General features: G+C 64.0%; 15 protein-coding genes. 3 read left to right on the forward strand and 12 right to left on the reverse strand.

Annotated features, from left to right (window positions below; genetic code table 11):
* Positions 1-25: 25 nt before the first annotated feature.
* The 8 genes from ugpB to pilM all read right to left on the reverse strand — a co-directional run bounded on the left by ugpB (position 26) and on the right by pilM (position 8,453).
* Entirely contained in the window at positions 26-1,351 is a 1,326-nt protein-coding gene (ugpB, locus tag NCS58_RS13230; RefSeq protein WP_061120200.1) for a sn-glycerol-3-phosphate ABC transporter substrate-binding protein UgpB, read from the reverse strand.
* Between the two features lie 43 nt (positions 1,352-1,394).
* On the reverse strand, positions 1,395-2,615 hold the full coding sequence (locus tag NCS58_RS13235; protein WP_061120201.1) for a deoxyguanosinetriphosphate triphosphohydrolase: 1,221 nt from the start codon (positions 2,613-2,615) through the stop codon (positions 1,395-1,397).
* Positions 2,616-2,659: 44 nt separating this feature from the next.
* Positions 2,660-3,757, reverse strand: coding sequence for a 3-dehydroquinate synthase (aroB, locus tag NCS58_RS13240; protein ID WP_250477158.1), 1,098 nt, complete (start codon positions 3,755-3,757; stop codon positions 2,660-2,662).
* Positions 3,757-4,308 (reverse strand): shikimate kinase, encoded by a 552-nt coding sequence (locus NCS58_RS13245; protein ID WP_061120203.1) that lies wholly within the window; start codon positions 4,306-4,308, stop codon positions 3,757-3,759. The genes aroB and NCS58_RS13245 overlap by 1 nt, the downstream gene beginning before the upstream one ends.
* Positions 4,309-4,400: 92 nt before the next feature.
* Positions 4,401-5,855: a type IV pilus secretin PilQ gene (locus tag NCS58_RS13250; RefSeq protein WP_250490385.1), complete on the reverse strand. Its 1,455-nt coding sequence runs from the start codon at positions 5,853-5,855 to the stop codon at positions 4,401-4,403.
* Positions 5,856-5,905: 50 nt separating this feature from the next.
* The gene (gene pilO / locus NCS58_RS13255; protein ID WP_250538565.1) at positions 5,906-6,775 is read right to left on the reverse strand and encodes a type 4a pilus biogenesis protein PilO; all 870 of its coding nucleotides are present in this window, start codon (positions 6,773-6,775) and stop codon (positions 5,906-5,908) included.
* The gene (locus NCS58_RS13260) at positions 6,772-7,455 is read right to left on the reverse strand and encodes a PilN domain-containing protein (RefSeq protein WP_061120204.1); all 684 of its coding nucleotides are present in this window, start codon (positions 7,453-7,455) and stop codon (positions 6,772-6,774) included. Before NCS58_RS13260 ends, pilO begins: the two co-directional genes overlap by 4 nt.
* Complete coding sequence (gene pilM / locus NCS58_RS13265; RefSeq protein WP_250538566.1) at positions 7,452-8,453, reverse strand: type IV pilus biogenesis protein PilM; 1,002 nt, start codon at positions 8,451-8,453, stop codon at positions 7,452-7,454. Before pilM ends, NCS58_RS13260 begins: the two co-directional genes overlap by 4 nt.
* Before the next feature lie 246 nt (positions 8,454-8,699).
* Here pilM and NCS58_RS13270 point away from each other — a divergent pair, with 246 nt between their 5' ends.
* Positions 8,700-11,114, forward strand: coding sequence for a penicillin-binding protein 1A (locus NCS58_RS13270; protein WP_250538567.1), 2,415 nt, complete (start codon positions 8,700-8,702; stop codon positions 11,112-11,114).
* Between the two features lie 54 nt (positions 11,115-11,168).
* On the opposite strand, the gene cyaY is transcribed toward NCS58_RS13270, so the two are convergent.
* Positions 11,169-11,486: an iron donor protein CyaY gene (cyaY, locus tag NCS58_RS13275; RefSeq protein ID WP_061120207.1), complete on the reverse strand. Its 318-nt coding sequence runs from the start codon at positions 11,484-11,486 to the stop codon at positions 11,169-11,171.
* Between the two features lie 35 nt (positions 11,487-11,521).
* On the opposite strand from cyaY, the gene lptM reads away from it, so the two are divergent.
* Positions 11,522-11,806, forward strand: a complete 285-nt coding sequence (gene lptM / locus NCS58_RS13280; RefSeq protein ID WP_061120208.1) for an LPS translocon maturation chaperone LptM — start codon at positions 11,522-11,524, stop codon at positions 11,804-11,806.
* 45 nt (positions 11,807-11,851) lie between these two features.
* The gene (gene lysA / locus NCS58_RS13285) at positions 11,852-13,114 is read left to right on the forward strand and encodes a diaminopimelate decarboxylase (protein ID WP_250538568.1); all 1,263 of its coding nucleotides are present in this window, start codon (positions 11,852-11,854) and stop codon (positions 13,112-13,114) included.
* A 45-nt stretch (positions 13,115-13,159) separates the two neighbouring features.
* Here lysA and msrQ read toward each other — a convergent pair whose 3' ends face one another.
* From msrQ to ccsB, 3 genes are all read right to left on the reverse strand, one after another.
* Positions 13,160-13,810 (reverse strand): protein-methionine-sulfoxide reductase heme-binding subunit MsrQ, encoded by a 651-nt coding sequence (gene msrQ / locus NCS58_RS13290; RefSeq protein ID WP_250538569.1) that lies wholly within the window; start codon positions 13,808-13,810, stop codon positions 13,160-13,162.
* A 3-nt stretch (positions 13,811-13,813) separates the two neighbouring features.
* Complete coding sequence (msrP, locus tag NCS58_RS13295; RefSeq protein WP_250538570.1) at positions 13,814-14,803, reverse strand: protein-methionine-sulfoxide reductase catalytic subunit MsrP; 990 nt, start codon at positions 14,801-14,803, stop codon at positions 13,814-13,816.
* Positions 14,804-14,950: 147 nt separating this feature from the next.
* Positions 14,951-16,153, reverse strand: a complete 1,203-nt coding sequence (gene ccsB, locus NCS58_RS13300) for a c-type cytochrome biogenesis protein CcsB (RefSeq protein ID WP_061120212.1) — start codon at positions 16,151-16,153, stop codon at positions 14,951-14,953.
* Between the last annotated feature and the right edge of the window lie 3 nt (positions 16,154-16,156).

Here is a 16,156-nt window from a genome sequence, read left to right on the forward strand (position 1 = left end):
CGCGATGATCGCGGGCGCATGCGCTTTAGTTGCCGGTCTTCTCGAAGCGGCGCAGCAGCTCGTCGCCGCGCTGCACTGACGCGTCGAGCGCTTGTTGCGGCGTCTTCTTCTCAGCCCAGACCTGTTCCAGCTCTTCGTCGACGATCGTGCGGATCTGCGGCATGTTGCCCAGACGCAGCCCCTTCGTGTAAGGGAGCGGCGGCTTGTTCAGCATCTGCTTGATCGCGATGTCCGCGCCGGGGTTCTTGTCGTAGAAGCCCTGCTTCTGCGTGAGCTCGTATGCGGCCTGCGTGACCGGCAGATAGCCCGTGTCCTGATGCCACTTCCCGGCGACTTCCGGCGTCGAAAGATACGCGAGGAACTTCGCGACGCCCTTGTAGACGGCCGGGTCCTTGCCCGACAACACCCACAGGCTCGCGCCGCCGATGATCGCGTTCTGGGGCGCACCCTTTACGTTCGCGTCGTAGGGCATCATGCCCACGCCGTAGTCGAACTTCGCGAATTTCGCGATGGTCGCGCGCGAGCCCGACGAGTTCGTGATGATGCCGCAGTCGCCGCTATAGAACTTCGACACCGGCTCGTCCTTGCGGCCGACATACGTGAACGTGCCTTCCTTCGCCATGTTCTGCAGGAACTGGATATGCGCGACCTGCAGCGGCTTGTTGAATTCGAGCTTGGCGTCGAGGCCGTCGAAACCGTTGTTCTTCGTCGCGAACGGCGCGGCATGCCACGCGCTGTAATTCTCGAGCTGAATCCAGCTTTGCCAGCCCGACGAGTAACCGCACGAATAGCCGGCGGCCTTCAGCTTCTTCGCGTCGGCTTCGACATCGGCCCAGGTCTTCGGCGGCTGGTTCGGATCGAGACCGGCTTTCTTGAATGCGTCCTTGTTGTAATAGAGAACAGGCGTCGAGCTGTTGAACGGCATCGAGATCAGATGGCCGGTCTTCGCGTCGCTGTAGTAACCGGCGATGGTCGGCACGAACGCCTTTTCGTCGAGCGGCACGCCGGCCTGCTTGAAGACGTCGTAGACCGGGATGACTGCCTTCTTCGCCTGCATCATCGTCGCGGTGCCGACTTCGTAGACCTGCAGGATCGCGGGCGCGTTGCCGCTGCGATACGCCGCGATGCCCGCCGCGAGCGCCTGGTCATATGTGCCCTTGAACACGGGAACGATCTTGTAATCGCTCTGCGACTTGTTGAAGTCGTTGGCGATGTCGTTCACGCGCTCGCCGAGCGCGGCTTCCATCGCGTGCCAGAACTGGATTTCCGTCGCGGCGTGCGCTGCGGTGCTGGCGCCGAAGGCCAGAACGGCCGCGGCCGAGATCGTGCGGAACAAGGGCTTGCAGCTCATCGATGAGTCTCCTTTTGAGGATTCGCGCTTGAAACGCGCGATATTAGTTGTTGTCGATGACAAACAGGCGTTGATACTCTTTCAATGCATAGCGATCGGTCATGCCCGCGATGTAATGCGCGATGAGCCGCGCCTGCGAGCTGTCATGGCTCGATGAAGGCGCGTCGTTCGCGGATTCCTCCGTCACCGGCCCGCGCGCCTGATAGGCGGGCGGCAAGAGACGCGGATCGTCGGTGAAGGCTTCGAAAAGGCCCGTCACGACGCGCTTCGCCTTGTTGGCCATGCGCATCACGCGATAGTGGCGGTACAGGTTCTTGAAGAGAAAGCGCTTGAGTTGCGCCGCCTGCGCCGCGACTTCATCGCTGTGTGCGACGAGCGGCGGCGCATTGCGCACGGCGTCGAGCGATTGCGGCGCGACGCGTTCGAGGTTGCGGCCCGTCGCCTCGATCAGATCGACGATCAACGTGTTGATGATGCGGCGGATCGTTTCGTGGATGAGCCTGCGCCCTTCGATGTCTGGATAATCGGCCCGCGCCGCATCGTAATGCGTGTGCCACAGACTCACTTCGGAAAGCTGATCGAGCGTGATGAGGCCGGAGCGCAGGCCATCGTCCACATCGTGATTGTTGTAGGCGATTTCATCGGCGACATTCGCGATCTGCGCTTCGAGCGACGGCTGCTTTCCCGTGAGAAAGCGCTCGCCGAGTTCGCCGAGCTTGCGCGCGTTTTCGCGCGAGCAATGCTTGAGGATGCCTTCTCGCGTCTCGAAGCAGAGGTTCAGGCCGTTGAACGCGCCGTAATGCTCTTCGAGCTGATCGACCACTGCGAGGCTCTGCAGATTGTGCTCGAAGCCACCGTGATCGCGCATGCATTCGTGCAGCGCGTCTTGCCCGGCATGACCGAATGGCGTGTGGCCGAGATCGTGCGCGAGCGAGATGGCTTCGACCAGATCTTCGTTCAGCCTCAGGTTGCGCGCGACCGAACGCGCGATCTGCGCGACTTCGAGACTGTGCGTGAGGCGTGTACGGAACAGATCGCCTTCGTGATTGACGAAGACCTGCGTCTTGTATTCGAGTCTGCGAAATGCGGTCGAGTGCACGATGCGGTCGCGATCGCGCTGGAACTCGGTGCGCGCCGCAGGCGGCGTTTCGGCGAAGCGCCGCCCGCGCGATTGCGACGCGTGCGCGGCATACGGCGCGAGATGCGCTTCGAACGCGAGCGTCGGCGGCGTGCCCTGCGGAACTTGATCTTCTATGTCGCTCACCGGCTGCTCCGCATCGTCGTGGTTCTAGCCGCCGCTCGCGCGGATCAGACGCTGGCTGCGAGCGTCGCGCGCACGGCCTGATCGGGCGCGCTCGTGATCTCTGTCGCGCCGAAGCGGGTCAGCAGAATGAATTTGATCTCGCCAGCTTCGGCCTTCTTGTCGACCTTCATCAGATCGACGTAGCGGTCGTCGCCGAGCCGCGGCGCCGTGACCGGCAGCTTCGCCGCTTCGATCACACGCACGAGACGCTGACGCGCGGCTTCGTCGAGCTTGCCGAGGCGCACCGACAGATCCGCCGCCATCACCATGCCACAACCGACCGCCTCGCCATGCAGCCATTCGCCGTAGCCGAGCCCGGCTTCGATCGCATGGCCGAAGGTGTGGCCGAAATTGAGAATGGCGCGCTGGCCGCCTTCGCGCTCGTCGGACGCGACGACCGACGCCTTGATCTCGCACGAACGCTTGACCGCGTGCGCGAGCGCGTCGTCGTCGCGGCGATTGAGCGCGTCGATGTTGGCTTCGATCCATTCGAAAAACTCGGCGTCCTTGATGGCCGCGGTCTTGATGACTTCCGCGATGCCCGCCGCCAGTTCGCGCTCCGGCAAGGTGTGCAGCGCGCCGATATCCGCGATGACCGCCTGCGGCTGATAGAACGCGCCGATCATGTTCTTGCCGAGCGGATGATTGATGCCCGTCTTGCCGCCAACCGATGAATCGACTTGTGAAAGCAGCGTGGTCGGCACCTGGATGAACGGTACGCCGCGCATGTAGGACGCCGCCGCGAACCCGGTCATGTCGCCGACGACACCGCCGCCGAGCGCGATCAGCGTGGTCTTGCGATCGGCGCGTTCGGTGAGGAGCGCATCGAAGATCGTGTTGAGCGTTTCCCAGTTCTTGTGCGCTTCGCCGTCCGGCAGGACTACGGTAGTCACCTTCTTGCCGAGCGGTTCGAGCGCGGCGCGCAACCGTTCGCCGTAAAGCGGATCGATGGTGGAATTCGTGACGATCGCCACGGACGAACCCTTGATGTGCGGCGCGAAGAGTTCCGTGCGGCCGATCAGGCCCGCACCGATATGAATGGGATAGGCGCGCTCGCCCAGTTCGACGCTGACGGTGATCGTTGGGGTAATCATGGCGGACATTATGACTCAGCCGACTTGACGACGCCGGCGACCTCCAGTTGCATCAGGACCATATTGACGAGCGCGTTCACGGTCGGCCGCCCCGTTTCCACGACGAAATGCGCGCACTGCTGATACAGCGGATCGCGCACCTGAAAAAGCGCTTCGAGCTTGCCGCGCGGATCTTCCGTCTGCAGGAGCGGGCGATTCTTGTCGCGCCGCGTGCGTTGCCAGAGATCGTGCGGATTGGCGCGCAGATAAATGACGATGCCGCGATTCTTCAGATGTTCCCGATTCTCGGGCCGAAGCACCGCGCCGCCGCCGGTCGCGAGTACGATGCCGCTGCGCTGCGAAAGCTCATCGATGATGTTCGCCTCGCGCTGACGAAAACCCGCCTCGCCCTCGAGTTCCCAGATCACCGGGATGCGAGCGCCCGTACGCGCCTCGATCTCCAGATCCGAATCGATGAACGAGCGCTGCAGACGGCGCGCAACCGCGCGGCCCACGGTGGTTTTACCCGCCCCCATGAGTCCGACGAAAAAAATGTTCGCGTTCGCGTGCCCTTCCTGCAACCTGGATCCTTTTACAGTGTCGAATTTCTTCGTGCGGCAGCTTAAGGGCAAACCGCCCGCTTTGTCGAGTCGCGCCGCCTGGGAGCTGGCGTTCAGCTGCTCGACGCGATCACACGCGGCGTAATCAATATGACGAGCTCGCTTTTCGACCTGCGCCGCGCGTCGTGACGGAACAGCCAGCCGATCACCGGCAGTTTCGAGAGTCCCGGCACGCCGGTCGTGTCGTCTCGCTCGTCATCGGAATAAATGCCGCCGATCGCCACCGTGCCGCCGTTTTCCACCTCCACGCGCGTCTGAACATGCTTGGTGTGGATGGCCGGCCCGTTCGCCGTCTGCTCGCCGAGACTGTCTTTCGTGATGTCGAGATCGAGAATGACGTGGCCGTGCGGCGTGATCTGCGGCTCAACCTCCAGTTTGAGCGTTGCGCGCCGAAACTGCACGCCCGACATGCCGTTGCCGACCTTCGCCTGATACGGCACGTCCACGCCCTGCTCGACGACGGATTTCATCCGGTCCGCCGTCACGACACGCGGACGCGAGACGATTTGTCCGCGCCCTTCCGCCTCCAGCGCGCTCAGTTCGAGATTGAGCAGCCGGGTCGCCTGCGCGACGAACAACGTGAGCCCGGCGGTCGCCGCGTCGAAACCGTTGATCGGCCCCGCCGACAGATCGTATACCACACCCTCCTTGCCGCCCGCCAACCCGGTCGCGGGATCGTTCTGCGCCGCGACGCCCAGCTTGACGCCGAGATTGCGCGACAGCCCCGCCTCGCCCTCCACGATCTTCGCTTCGATCATCACCTGCGGCGTCGGCTTGTCGATCAGGGCGATCAGCTCGGCGATCTGCTGCACGCGCGCGTCGAGGTCGGTGACGAAGAGCAGGTTCGTGCGCGCATCGGCGATGGCGGAGCCGCGCTTGGACAGCACGCGCTGACTGCCCGAGCCGGTCAGCATCTTGCGAAGGTCTTCCGCACGCGAATAGCGCAGCACGAACGTACGGCTCGCGAGCGGTTCGAGATCCGCGGCGCGCGCGTGCGCCTCGAAGCGCAGCTTCTCGCGCGCGGCGAGTTCGGCGAGCGGCGCGACCCAGATCACGTTGCCGTGCTGCTCCATCGCGAGACCGTGGACTTCGAGGAGCGTGTCGAACGCACGGCGCCACGGAACAGCGACGAGATTCATCGACACCTGTCCGCGTACCTTTTCGCTCGCGACGATGTTCAGGCCCGTGAAGCGCGCAAAAGCGTGCAGCGCGGCGCTGAGGTCGGCGTTTTTCAGATCGAGCGTGATCGGCTTGCCGTCGTCGTTTCCGTCGTGCTTTGCGCGGCTCAATCGTTCGAGTGCCGGCAAGGGCACCGGCGGGCCTTCCAGCGCGTCCCCCGCTTCGGCCGCGGGCTTCGCGGGCGCGGCAGCGTCGGCGTTCTGGACGACGGGCGCATCCGGTACGGGCTGATCGACAGGCTGTGCTTCGAACGATGCAGGCAACGGCGGCAAGGGCGCGACGATCGAATCGGCGCTTTCGGCTGCAAGCGTCATGTGCGCGAACAGCATGAAGGCCGCGCCCGTTCCCGCGAACCTGCGTGAAAGCTTCGCGAATTGGCTCACTTGCGATCCTCCGCGAACGTCAGCTTGCGCGCGTTGCCGTCGGTACGAGCGAGTTCGATTGCACCCGGTATGACGCGCCCGATCCATTCGTCGCCGATCTTCTGCCCCGGCGTGAAGCCGACGACGTCGCGTCCGCTCTGCAAAAGCGCCATCGCACGACGGCGCCCGACGAACGTGCCCACGAGCAGCATGTCGCCGCCCTGCACCGCCGCGTCCGCATTGCTGAACGGATCGACGACGAACGCGTTGGCGCGTGAGGCCGCGGCGCGCGATATCGCCGGCAGCGTCTCGAACACGCGCAGCGTCGCTTCGAGGGCGAGCGTGCCCTGCTGTCGCCTGATCTGCACGCTTTCGGGCACGACGAGCCGAGGCAGGCCGGCGAGCGCGTCAAGGAAGCGTCGCATCTCCGGGAAGGTGCCGTCCGCGCGCAGTTTGAGTGCGCGCTCCGGAATCGGCTCACTCCGCTTCGGTTCGCCGCCCTTGACCGCTACAGGCTCGATATCGGCGACGCGCAAGCCGCTCTGTGTGGCCAGATCCGCGATGGCGCGCAACGCGTCGGCGGCGCTCCAGTGCTCCGGCTCCATACGACCCGACGCCGCCCGCGCCCGTAAATCCGGCAGATCCGCAGCGATGCGCCCGGCGTCCTGCACTTTCGCCGACGTCGCCGCCCACGCGACGCGGCTCGCTTCGAGCGGGTTCGCGTCCACTGTCCGCCAGGCGCGCAGACCGAGCACGAAGACGAGCACACTCAATGCAATCGCGACGCACATGGTCCGGCGCCACGACCACTCGGCGAGCGGCTGCAGGATAGAGGGCGCACCGCGCGCACGCGTCTTCATAGCGAAGTTCATCGGAATCGTGCTCATGGACGGTTCTCCTGCGCGACGGGACGCGTGGCGGTCAATATCGGATGCGCCTGATGCAACGCGGCTTCATCGCGCGAATGATCCGGCGCGTAACGCACGAGCGCGACGAACTCGAAATGCGCGGAACGCTCTCCCCCGGGAGTCGATGCGCCACGCCTGGCCGGAGCCGCCGGCTCCGCGCGCCGCTTCATTTCGATCACTTCCACCGCCTGCACGCCGCGCACGCGTTCCAGCCGCTTGAGCCATTGCGCGGCCGACTGCGAATCGGGAGCGAGCGCGGCAAGCTCGACCTCGTTCGTTCGCTGCGACACGCGTTGAAGCGCGACACCGCGTTGCAAGGGCGCGTCGGCGAGGGCTTCGAGCAGTGCGAGGAAGCGCTCGCGCGGCAAGGCCAACGGCTGCGCAGCCTCACGCGCGCGCCGGCGGTCCGATTCCGCGCGAACGAGCCGCGCATGTTCGTCGATCTGCGCGCCCGATGTGCGCAGCGACGCCTCCAGCGCCATGCGTCGCTCATCCAGACGGGCGCGCTCGAACGTATCCCAGCCGGCCACGGCGCCGACAGCCGCGCAGCCGGCCAGACTCATCGCGCCGAGCAGCGCAAGCCGCTGACGCCTCACTTCGCGGCGCTTTCGTGCGCGATACGGCAGAAGATTGAATCCATCGAGCATGGCGGCGCTCATTGCATCACCTCGCGCAAGGCCAGCCCGAACGCGGCCGCGAAGCGCGGCGAATGCCTGTGCGCAGCCGGGATGTCGGAGGCGCCGTTGCAGTACGGCGCGGCCTCGAAGGGCAGCGCGGGACAGCCGAAGGTCTTGCCCAGAACGGGGAGCGGAAGGCTCGCGTGCGTCATCAACTCGATCTGTCCGCCCACATAGATACAGTCGAGCGGCGCCTCCTGACCGGCGAGTTCGTGCAGCGCGTCGGCGATGCTCCGATGCTCCGGCGCCGGATATCGGATTTCGTTTTCGACTCCGCGCCTGCCGACGAGCCAGCCGTGCAACCCGGTGCTTTCCAGCCAGCAAACGAGATAGCGCGCGTCGGCGTCCAGTTCGACCGAACCGGCGTGGCGCATCGCGCGCAACGCGGCCGCCGCTTCGCCGTCGATGGCGGATAGCGCGATGCCCGCTTGCGCCGCCGTTTCGACGCGCGCCTCCACGTGCCGCCGCGCCGTGGCTGCGATCGCGACCTGCGCCTCGCCGTCCTCCCTGGCCTGCACGGACCAGTCCACGGCCAGCGCGCCGCGTTCGATTCCCGCCGCGCGCTCGGCTTCCACGAGCACGGCCGGTTCGAGCATGCCGCGCGGATCGCCGCCGATAGCGTCCGCGTGCTGCTCATGGGTGTCGATCAGACGCGCGAGCGGAATCTGCATCGTGAGCGTCGCCGACGCGGGCAAGCCCATCGCGCAGCGCAGCGCCCGCCACGCGCCGCTTTCCGGCAGGCGCCCGATCGCCTCGCGCAACGCCGCGACGATAGCCGCGCGGTCGATGAAGTCGCCGTCGATCACCGCGCCGGACGGCAGCGCCACCGAATCCAGATGTTCGACGCACACCGCCGCGTTCGCTCGCAATCGCCTGCTCACGACCGCGAGCCGCACCGCGTCCTCGCCGACGTCGATCCCCGCCGCATAGCGCCGCGTGATCGTCAGCATCGTGCCGCGCAGCGTGTTTTCCTTACTCATCAGCCACTCCTTCCATTCACTCGCGCACCGAACCGTTCGGCGCTCGACGTGGAAGGATTGTCGCGAGCGTGATCGGCGGCGAACACTCGGCCAAACGGCCAACGCTCACGATAGAAGGATGCTTACGTGCACGATCGCGCGTATCTTGAAGACAGCGGCAGGCGCACGTAAGCGAGGTGCTGAAAGGCTTCGGAAAAGTCTCAAATCGGGACAGCTATAATCGCGTGACCGTTTTTGGTGGTGCCAATGCAATCCTCTTCCCCGTCCAACCCGTCGTCCACGCCGCCCGAGAGGCCCAACAAATCCAGGCGCCCGTGGTGGGCGCGGCTCATGCTCGGATTTTTCGTCAGCCTGTTCGCGCTCGTCGTCTGCGCGGGTCTCGTGCTCGGCTACGCGCTCGTCGTCGCGATGCCGAACCTGCCTTCCCTCGAAGCGCTCACAGATTACAAGCCGAAGGTGCCGCTGCGCATCTATACGGCGGATCACGTCCTGATCGGTGAATTCGGCGTGGAGCGACGCAGCGTCGTGCGCATCCAGGACGTGCCCGATCATCTGAAAAAAGCCGTGCTCGCCATCGAGGACTCGCGTTTCTACGATCACGGCGGCGTCGATCTCACCGGCATTCTGCGTGCGGGATCGGTCGCGCTGACCAACGGCCACGCGTCGCAAGGCGCGAGCACGATCACGATGCAGGTCGCGCGCAACTTCTTCCTGTCGAGCGAGAAGACCTACACGCGCAAGATTTACGAAATGCTGCTCGCGTACAAGATAGAGCGCGCGCTGACGAAGGATCAGATTCTCGAGGTCTATATGAATCAGATCTATCTCGGCCAACGCGCCTACGGTTTCGCGAGCGCGGCGCGAGTCTACTTCGGCAAGGATCTGAAGGACGTCACGCTCGCCGAGGCCGCGATGCTCGCGGGCCTGCCGAAGGCGCCGTCGGCGTATAACCCGGTCGTCAATCCGAAGCGCGCGAAAGTGCGGCAGGAGTACATCCTGCAACGCATGCGCGAGCTGAATTTCATCACTCAGGCCGATTTCGAGCAGGCCGTGAAGCAGCCGCTCGTCGTGAAGGGCCAGGACCGCGAGTTCAGCGTGCACGCCGAGTACGTCGCGGAAATGGTGCGTCAGATGATGTACGCGCAATATCGCGAGGAAGCGTACACGCGCGGCCTGAACGTCGTGACGACGATCGATTCCGCCGATCAGGACGCCGCCTATCGCGCGGTGCGCAAGGGCCTGATGGACTACGAGCATCGGCATGGTTATCGCGGGCCGGAAGGCTATATCGACCTGCCCTCGAACGCGGATGACCGCGAGCAGGCCATCGACGATGCGCTCGCCGAGCATCCCGACAACGGCGAGATCGTCGCGGCCGTGGTGACGTCGGCGAATCCGAAGGAAGTGAAGGCGAGCTTCATCGACGGCAATACGGCGACCATCACCGGCAGCGATCTGCGCTTCGTCCAGTACGCGCTGAGCTCGCGCGCGCAGCCGAATTCGCGCATCCGCCCGGGCGCGATCGTGCGTCTCGTGAAGGACGACGACAGCAATTGGGTCATCACGCAACTGCCGCAAGTCGAAGGCGCGCTCGTGTCGATGGTGCCGCAGGACGGCGCGATCCGGGCACTCGTCGGCGGCTTCGACTTCAACAAGAACAAGTTCAATCACGTCACGCAGGCATGGCGTCAGCCGGGTTCGAGCTTCAAGCCGTTCATCTATTCGGCATCGCTCGAGAAAGGTCTTTCCCCCGCGACGATCATCAACGATGGCCCGCTGTTCTTCAGCGCCGCCGAGACCGGCGGCCAGGCGTGGGAGCCGAAGAACTACGGCGGCGGCTTCGACGGCCCGATGTCGATGCGCTCCGCGCTGCAACGCTCGAAGAACATGGTGTCGATCCGCATCCTGAGTCATATCGGCACGAAATACGCGCAGCAGTACATCACGCACTTCGGTTTCGATGCGGACCGTCATCCCGCCTATCTGCCGATGGCGCTGGGCGCGGGCCTCGTCACGCCGTTGCAGATGGCGGCCGGCTATGCGGTGTTCGCGAACGGCGGTTATCGCGTGAATCCGTACCTGATCGCCGATATCACCGATCCGTACGGCCGCGTCGTATCGCACCCGCAACCGCTCGTCGCGCAGCAAACCGCGCCGCTCGCGATCACGCCGCGCAACGCGTTCGTGATGAACAGCCTTCTGCAGAGCGTCGCGCAGCACGGCACGGGCGCGAAAACGAATCAGTTGAAGCGCGGCGATCTCGCCGGCAAAACGGGCACGACGAACGATTCGCGCGATGCGTGGTTCGCCGGCTATCAGCGCACGCTCGTCGCGATTGCGTGGATCGGCTATGACAATCCGCGCAGCCTCGGCGACAAGGAAACCGGCGGCGGGCTCGCGTTGCCGGTATGGATGGATTACATGGGCAAGGCCCTGAAGGGCGTGCCCGAGTACAAGCCGATGATGCCGCCCGATATCACGTCGCTCGGCAACGAGCTGTACTTCGACGACATGACGCCAGGGCACGGCTTCGTCGCGACCATCGGCGTGAGTCAGGCGCCGCCGCAGGAAGGTGTGTCCGGTGTGACGACGACGGCGCCGACGCCCGAAGTCGGCGAACAGGAAAAGCAGGACATCATGAATCTGTTCAAGGGGCAGTAACCACGCCCCTGCAACGTGTGAAGCGAGCGGACCACGCGGTCCGCCCGCTTTTTTTTATGCCTTGAACCGGATCGGCTCGCCGGCCTGTTCGCTCGAATATTTGCTCAGCGTGGCAAAGAATTCGCTGTTGTCGCGCGTGTCGCGCCAGGCGCCGTCTACGTACTTGTAATGGAAACCACCCGCCTTGGCCGCCAGCCAGATCTCATGTTTCGGCGGTTGCAGGTTCACGATCACCTTGGTGCGATTCTCGAACTCCAGCGTCAAAACATTGCCGCTGCGCTCGAATTCAATATCGGCCTCGGCGGCGTCCACCGAGCGCTCGATGGCGCTCAGCGCGGCCTCCGCCAGCGTCAGGTATTCCTGGTCTGTCATGCTAAACTCCATCGATTAAACGTATAGGGACGGTCATGCGAGTCGTTTTCAGGATGAGCGCGATTGTAGCGGCTTTGAGCATCGGCGCCGCAGCAACGATCACGCTCGGCGGTTGTGGGCAACGTGGTCCGCTTTATCTGCCGCAGGTGCCTCCGCTACCGCAACGTCCCAACGATCTCCAGAATACGCCGCCTTCGAATGTCGCTCCGGGCAACGTTCCGGATACGTCGGGACAGCCCCTGTCGCTCTCGCCCGAGACCGACCTCAAGACCAGCCCCGACGCCACATCGGCGCCCAAAGCCGCGTCGTCCGCTTACTGATCCTCGATCCTTGATGCCTTCACGGGCGCATTTTCGATTCCACGCATGAGTGATTCCGCATTCCACTACGTCGACGGCGTGCTGCACGCTGAAGGCGTCTCAGCCGCGTCGCTCGCGGAGCAGTTCGGCACGCCGCTCTATGTCTATTCCCGCGATGCGCTGACGCGCGCCTATCACGCCTACGCCGATGCATGCGCGGGCCGTCGCGCGACGGTCCACGTCGCGGTGAAGGCGAACAGCAATCTCGCGGTGCTCAACGTGTTCGCGCGCATGGGCGCGGGCTTCGACATCGTGTCGTCGGGCGAACTCGCGCGGGTGCTCGCGGCGGGCGGCAAGGCGGAAAACACGGTGTTTTCGGGCGTCGGCAAATCGGCGGCGGAAATGCGCGAGGCGCTCGAAGCGGGCGTGAAGTGCTTCAACGTCGAGTCGATTCCCGAGTTGCACGCGTTGAACGAAGTCGCGACATCGCTCGGCAAGAAAGCGCCGGTTTCATTGCGCGTGAATCCCGATGTCGATGCGAAGACGCATCCGTACATCTCAACGGGCCTCAAATCGAACAAGTTCGGCGTCGCGTTCAGCGATGCCCGCGCGACCTACGCGCAAGCGCATGCGATGCCGAACCTCGATGTCGTCGGCATCGATTGCCACATCGGCTCGCAGATCACCGAGATCAGTCCGTATCTCGATGCCGTCGACAAGCTGCTCGAACTCGTCGAGCAGATCGAAGCGGACGGCATCAACATTCGCCACGTCGATGTGGGCGGCGGTCTCGGCATCACCTATGACGACGAAACGCCGCCCGATATCGGCGAGTTCGTGAAGACGGTGCTCGATCACATCGAGAAGCGCGGCCACGGTCAGCGTGAAGTGTATTTCGAGCCGGGACGTTCACTCGTCGGCAATGCCGGCGTGCTGTTGACGCGCATCGAGTTTCTGAAGCCGGGCGAGGAAAAGAACTTTGCCATCGTCGATGCGGCGATGAACGATCTCGCACGTCCCGCGATGTACGAGGCGTTTCATCGCATCGTGCCGGTCGTGAAGCGCGACGCACAGGCGCACAAGTACGATGTCGTCGGTCCGGTGTGCGAGAGCGGCGACTGGCTCGGTCGCGACCGTGAACTGGCCATCGAACCGGGCGACCTGCTCGCGATCTGCTCCGCGGGCGCGTACGGCTTCGTGATGAGCTCGAACTACAACACGCGTCCGCGCGCGGCCGAAATCATGGTCGACGGCGAACGCGCGCGTCTCGTGCGCGAACGTGAAGAAGTGAAGCAGTTGTTCGCCGGGGAATCGGTTCTGCCGGACTGAAGCTTCGCGGGCTTCAACAAAAAGCGATGCCTCGGCATCGCTTTTTTATGCGCGCCGCCGTGTCGCTCGCGTTCGAAGCCACGCGATCACGCGCCAGCCGAGCAACACGATCACGATCGAACCGTAGATCTTCGGCAGTTCGAAATCGTGCTTGCCCGCCTTCATCCACCAGAAATGCAGGATCGCGAGCGCGGCGATCAGATAGATCGCCCGATGCAAGGTCTGCCAGCGGCGGCCGAGCTTTCTCGCGATGGCTTTGGGCGACGTGACCGCAAGCGTAATCAGCAGCACGAACGCCGCGAAGCCGACCGTGATGAACGGCCGCTTGCCGATGTCCTTCAGCATCGCGGCGACATCGAACCATTTGTCGAACCAGATATATGTCGTGAAGTGCAGCACGGCGAAAAAGAAGGCGTACAGCCCGATCATCCGGCGAAAGCGCGCGAGTGCCGTGATGCCGGTCATGCGGCGCACCGGTGTGATCGCCAGCGTGATGCACAGATAGACGAGCGTCCAGAGGCCGGTCGAACGCGTGATGAATTCGATCGGATTTGCGCCCAGGCCGCCCGTCATGCCCAGCACCACGAGACGCGCGAGCGGAAACAGCATCGCGATGAACACGGCGACCTTCGCGGGAACAAGCCAGCGAATGCCCGCGTTTGCCCGCGCGCCTTTGATCTCGGAAACGGTCGGCATCGTTCAGAAGTTCTTCTTGAGATCCATGCCCTGATACAGCGACGCGACCTGGTCGCCGTAGCCGTTGAACATGAGGGTCTTGCGCTTCGGCGAAAAGAAGCCGTCCTCGCCGATGCGCCGCTCGGTCGCCTGACTCCAGCGCGGATGATCGACGTTCGGATTCACGTTCGAATAGAAGCCGTATTCGCTGGGCGCGTAGAGGTTCCAGCTTGTAGGCGGCTGCTTCTCGACGAAGCGGATCTTCACGAGCGACTTCGCGCTCTTGAAGCCGTACTTCCACGGCACGACCACTCGCACCGGCGCGCCGTTCTGGTTCGGCAGCACCTGGCCGTACAACCCGACGGTCAGGAGCGTGAGCGGATTCATCGCCTCGTCCATGCGCAGACCTTCCGAGTAGGGCCATTCGAGAATCGGCGTCGAGAGTCCCGGCATCTGCGACGGATCGGCGAGCGTGATGAACTGCACGTACTTCGCGCTGCCCGTCGGCTCAGCCCGCTTGATGAGCTCGGACAAGGACACGCCGATCCACGGAATCACCATCGACCAGCCTTCGACGCAGCGCAACCGGTACACACGCTCCTCGAGCGGCGCGAGCTTCAGGATGTCGTCGATGTCGTAGACCTTCGGGTTCTTGATCGCGCCTTCGACTGACACCTTCCACGGACGCGGACGCAGCGTGCCCGCGTGCTCGACGGGATCGCCCTTATCGGTGCCGAACTCGTAGAAGTTGTTATAGGTCGTGATGTCCTTGAACGACGTCGCCTTGTCCAGCGCGACGAACTTCGGATTGGTTTTCGCCGCGAGCTTCTGGCCGTTGGCATCCGGCGACGTGAGCGTCGCGTGGGCGAGACCGCTCGCGCCGGCGAGTCCCGTCGCGGCGAACGCGCCGATCGAGCGCAGCGCGCGTCGACGATTCTCGAACACCTCGCGCGGCGTGATTTCATGACCCGCGATGTCGTCACCGTATAGCTGACGATTTCTTCTGATAAACATGTGCGCTCCTTCTATTGCGACGCGTAAGGCATCGCTGCTGAATGCTCATAGGTGGAAAACAGCAGTCTGGATGCCAGTATTCCACCGCAAAACGAAAAAAAACCGCCAGCGCGATGCATGGCGGTTTTTCACAGTCGGCTCAACCGATCAGAGCTTGCCGTAGCTATGCAAGCCCGACAGGAACATGTTCACGCCGAGGAACGCGAACGTCGTGACGATCAGGCCAGTCAGCGCCCACCATGCCGCCGCCGCGCCACGCAGCCCCTTCATGAGGCGCATATGCAGCCACGCCGCGTAATTCAGCCATACGATCAGCGCCCACGTTTCCTTCGGGTCCCAGCTCCAGTAACCGCCCCAGGCTTCCGCCGCCCACAGCGCGCCGAGAATCGTCGCGATGGTGAAGAACGCGAAACCGACGGCGATCGACTTGTACATCACGTCGTCGAGGACTTCGAGCGAGGGGAGGCGGTCCGCCATGAAGCCGCGCTGTTTCGCGAGATACGCGACGGAAACCATCGCCGAGAGCGCAAAGCTGCCATAACCGATGAAGTTCGCCGGCACGTGGATCTTCATCCACCAGCTTTGCAGCGCGGGCACGAGCGGTTGAATCTGCTGCGCGTCGCGAGCGATCGAATACCACATCAGGAATCCGACAGCCGCGCTGATCACGAGCAGCACGAACGCGCCCATCTGCCGCGTCGAATAGTGCTGTTCGTAGTAGAGATAGAAGAGCGCCGTGATCAGGCAGAACAGCACGAACACTTCATACAGATTCGAGATCGGAATATGGCCGACGTCCGAGCCGATCATGTACGACTCGTACCAGCGCACCATCAGACCGGTGAAGCCCATCAGCACCGCGACCCACGTCATGCGCGAGCCGATCGCGCCGCCGGTCTGCGAGCGCGTCACCAGACCGATCCAGTAAAAGAGCGTCGCGAGGATGAAAAGCGCGCTCATCCATAGAATCGCGGATTGGCTGGACAGGAAGTATTTGAGGAAGAAGTTGGTGTCGGCGCGCGCCAGATCGTGCTGGTAAAGCTGGATCGACGACAGCGCGAGCACTGCGATCATCGCGATCAGCAGGCGAACCGGTTTCCAGCGCCATCCCAGCACGACGAACGTAGGCACCGCGCCGACCAGCACCGCCGTGTCGTACACGTCCATGTATGCGTGATAGCGGTTCAGCGCGAAACCCGCGCCTGCGACCATCGCGAGGGCGAAGAGCCAGTCGATCGGCGTCAGCCGGCGCAGGAACGGACGATCGTCGAACACGGCGACATCGGGAAGGCCCGATGCCGGACGTTCCGTTTTGGCGGAGGCGTGCGAGGAAGTCTGTGTGAGGTCCATGAT

Source organism: Caballeronia sp. INML3B (assembly GCF_023631305.1).
GTDB lineage: Bacteria > Pseudomonadota > Gammaproteobacteria > Burkholderiales > Burkholderiaceae > Caballeronia > Caballeronia turbans.

Coding starts and splice junctions, on each gene's coding strand:
- ccsB (WP_061120212.1), bottom strand. CDS start 16,153: ATGGACCTCACACAGACTTCCTCGCACGCCTCCGCCAAAACGGAACGT.
- NCS58_RS13260 (WP_061120204.1), bottom strand. CDS start 7,455: ATGAGCGCCGCCATGCTCGATGGATTCAATCTTCTGCCGTATCGCGCA.
- lysA (WP_250538568.1), top strand. CDS start 11,852: ATGAGTGATTCCGCATTCCACTACGTCGACGGCGTGCTGCACGCTGAA.
- pilO (WP_250538565.1), bottom strand. CDS start 6,775: ATGAGCACGATTCCGATGAACTTCGCTATGAAGACGCGTGCGCGCGGT.
- NCS58_RS13250 (WP_250490385.1), bottom strand. CDS start 5,855: ATGCTGTTCGCGCACATGACGCTTGCAGCCGAAAGCGCCGATTCGATC.
- msrQ (WP_250538569.1), bottom strand. CDS start 13,810: ATGCCGACCGTTTCCGAGATCAAAGGCGCGCGGGCAAACGCGGGCATT.
- NCS58_RS13270 (WP_250538567.1), top strand. CDS start 8,700: ATGCAATCCTCTTCCCCGTCCAACCCGTCGTCCACGCCGCCCGAGAGG.
- msrP (WP_250538570.1), bottom strand. CDS start 14,803: ATGTTTATCAGAAGAAATCGTCAGCTATACGGTGACGACATCGCGGGT.
- pilM (WP_250538566.1), bottom strand. CDS start 8,453: ATGAGTAAGGAAAACACGCTGCGCGGCACGATGCTGACGATCACGCGG.
- cyaY (WP_061120207.1), bottom strand. CDS start 11,486: ATGACAGACCAGGAATACCTGACGCTGGCGGAGGCCGCGCTGAGCGCC.
- ugpB (WP_061120200.1), bottom strand. CDS start 1,351: ATGAGCTGCAAGCCCTTGTTCCGCACGATCTCGGCCGCGGCCGTTCTG.
- lptM (WP_061120208.1), top strand. CDS start 11,522: ATGCGAGTCGTTTTCAGGATGAGCGCGATTGTAGCGGCTTTGAGCATC.
- aroB (WP_250477158.1), bottom strand. CDS start 3,757: ATGTCCGCCATGATTACCCCAACGATCACCGTCAGCGTCGAACTGGGC.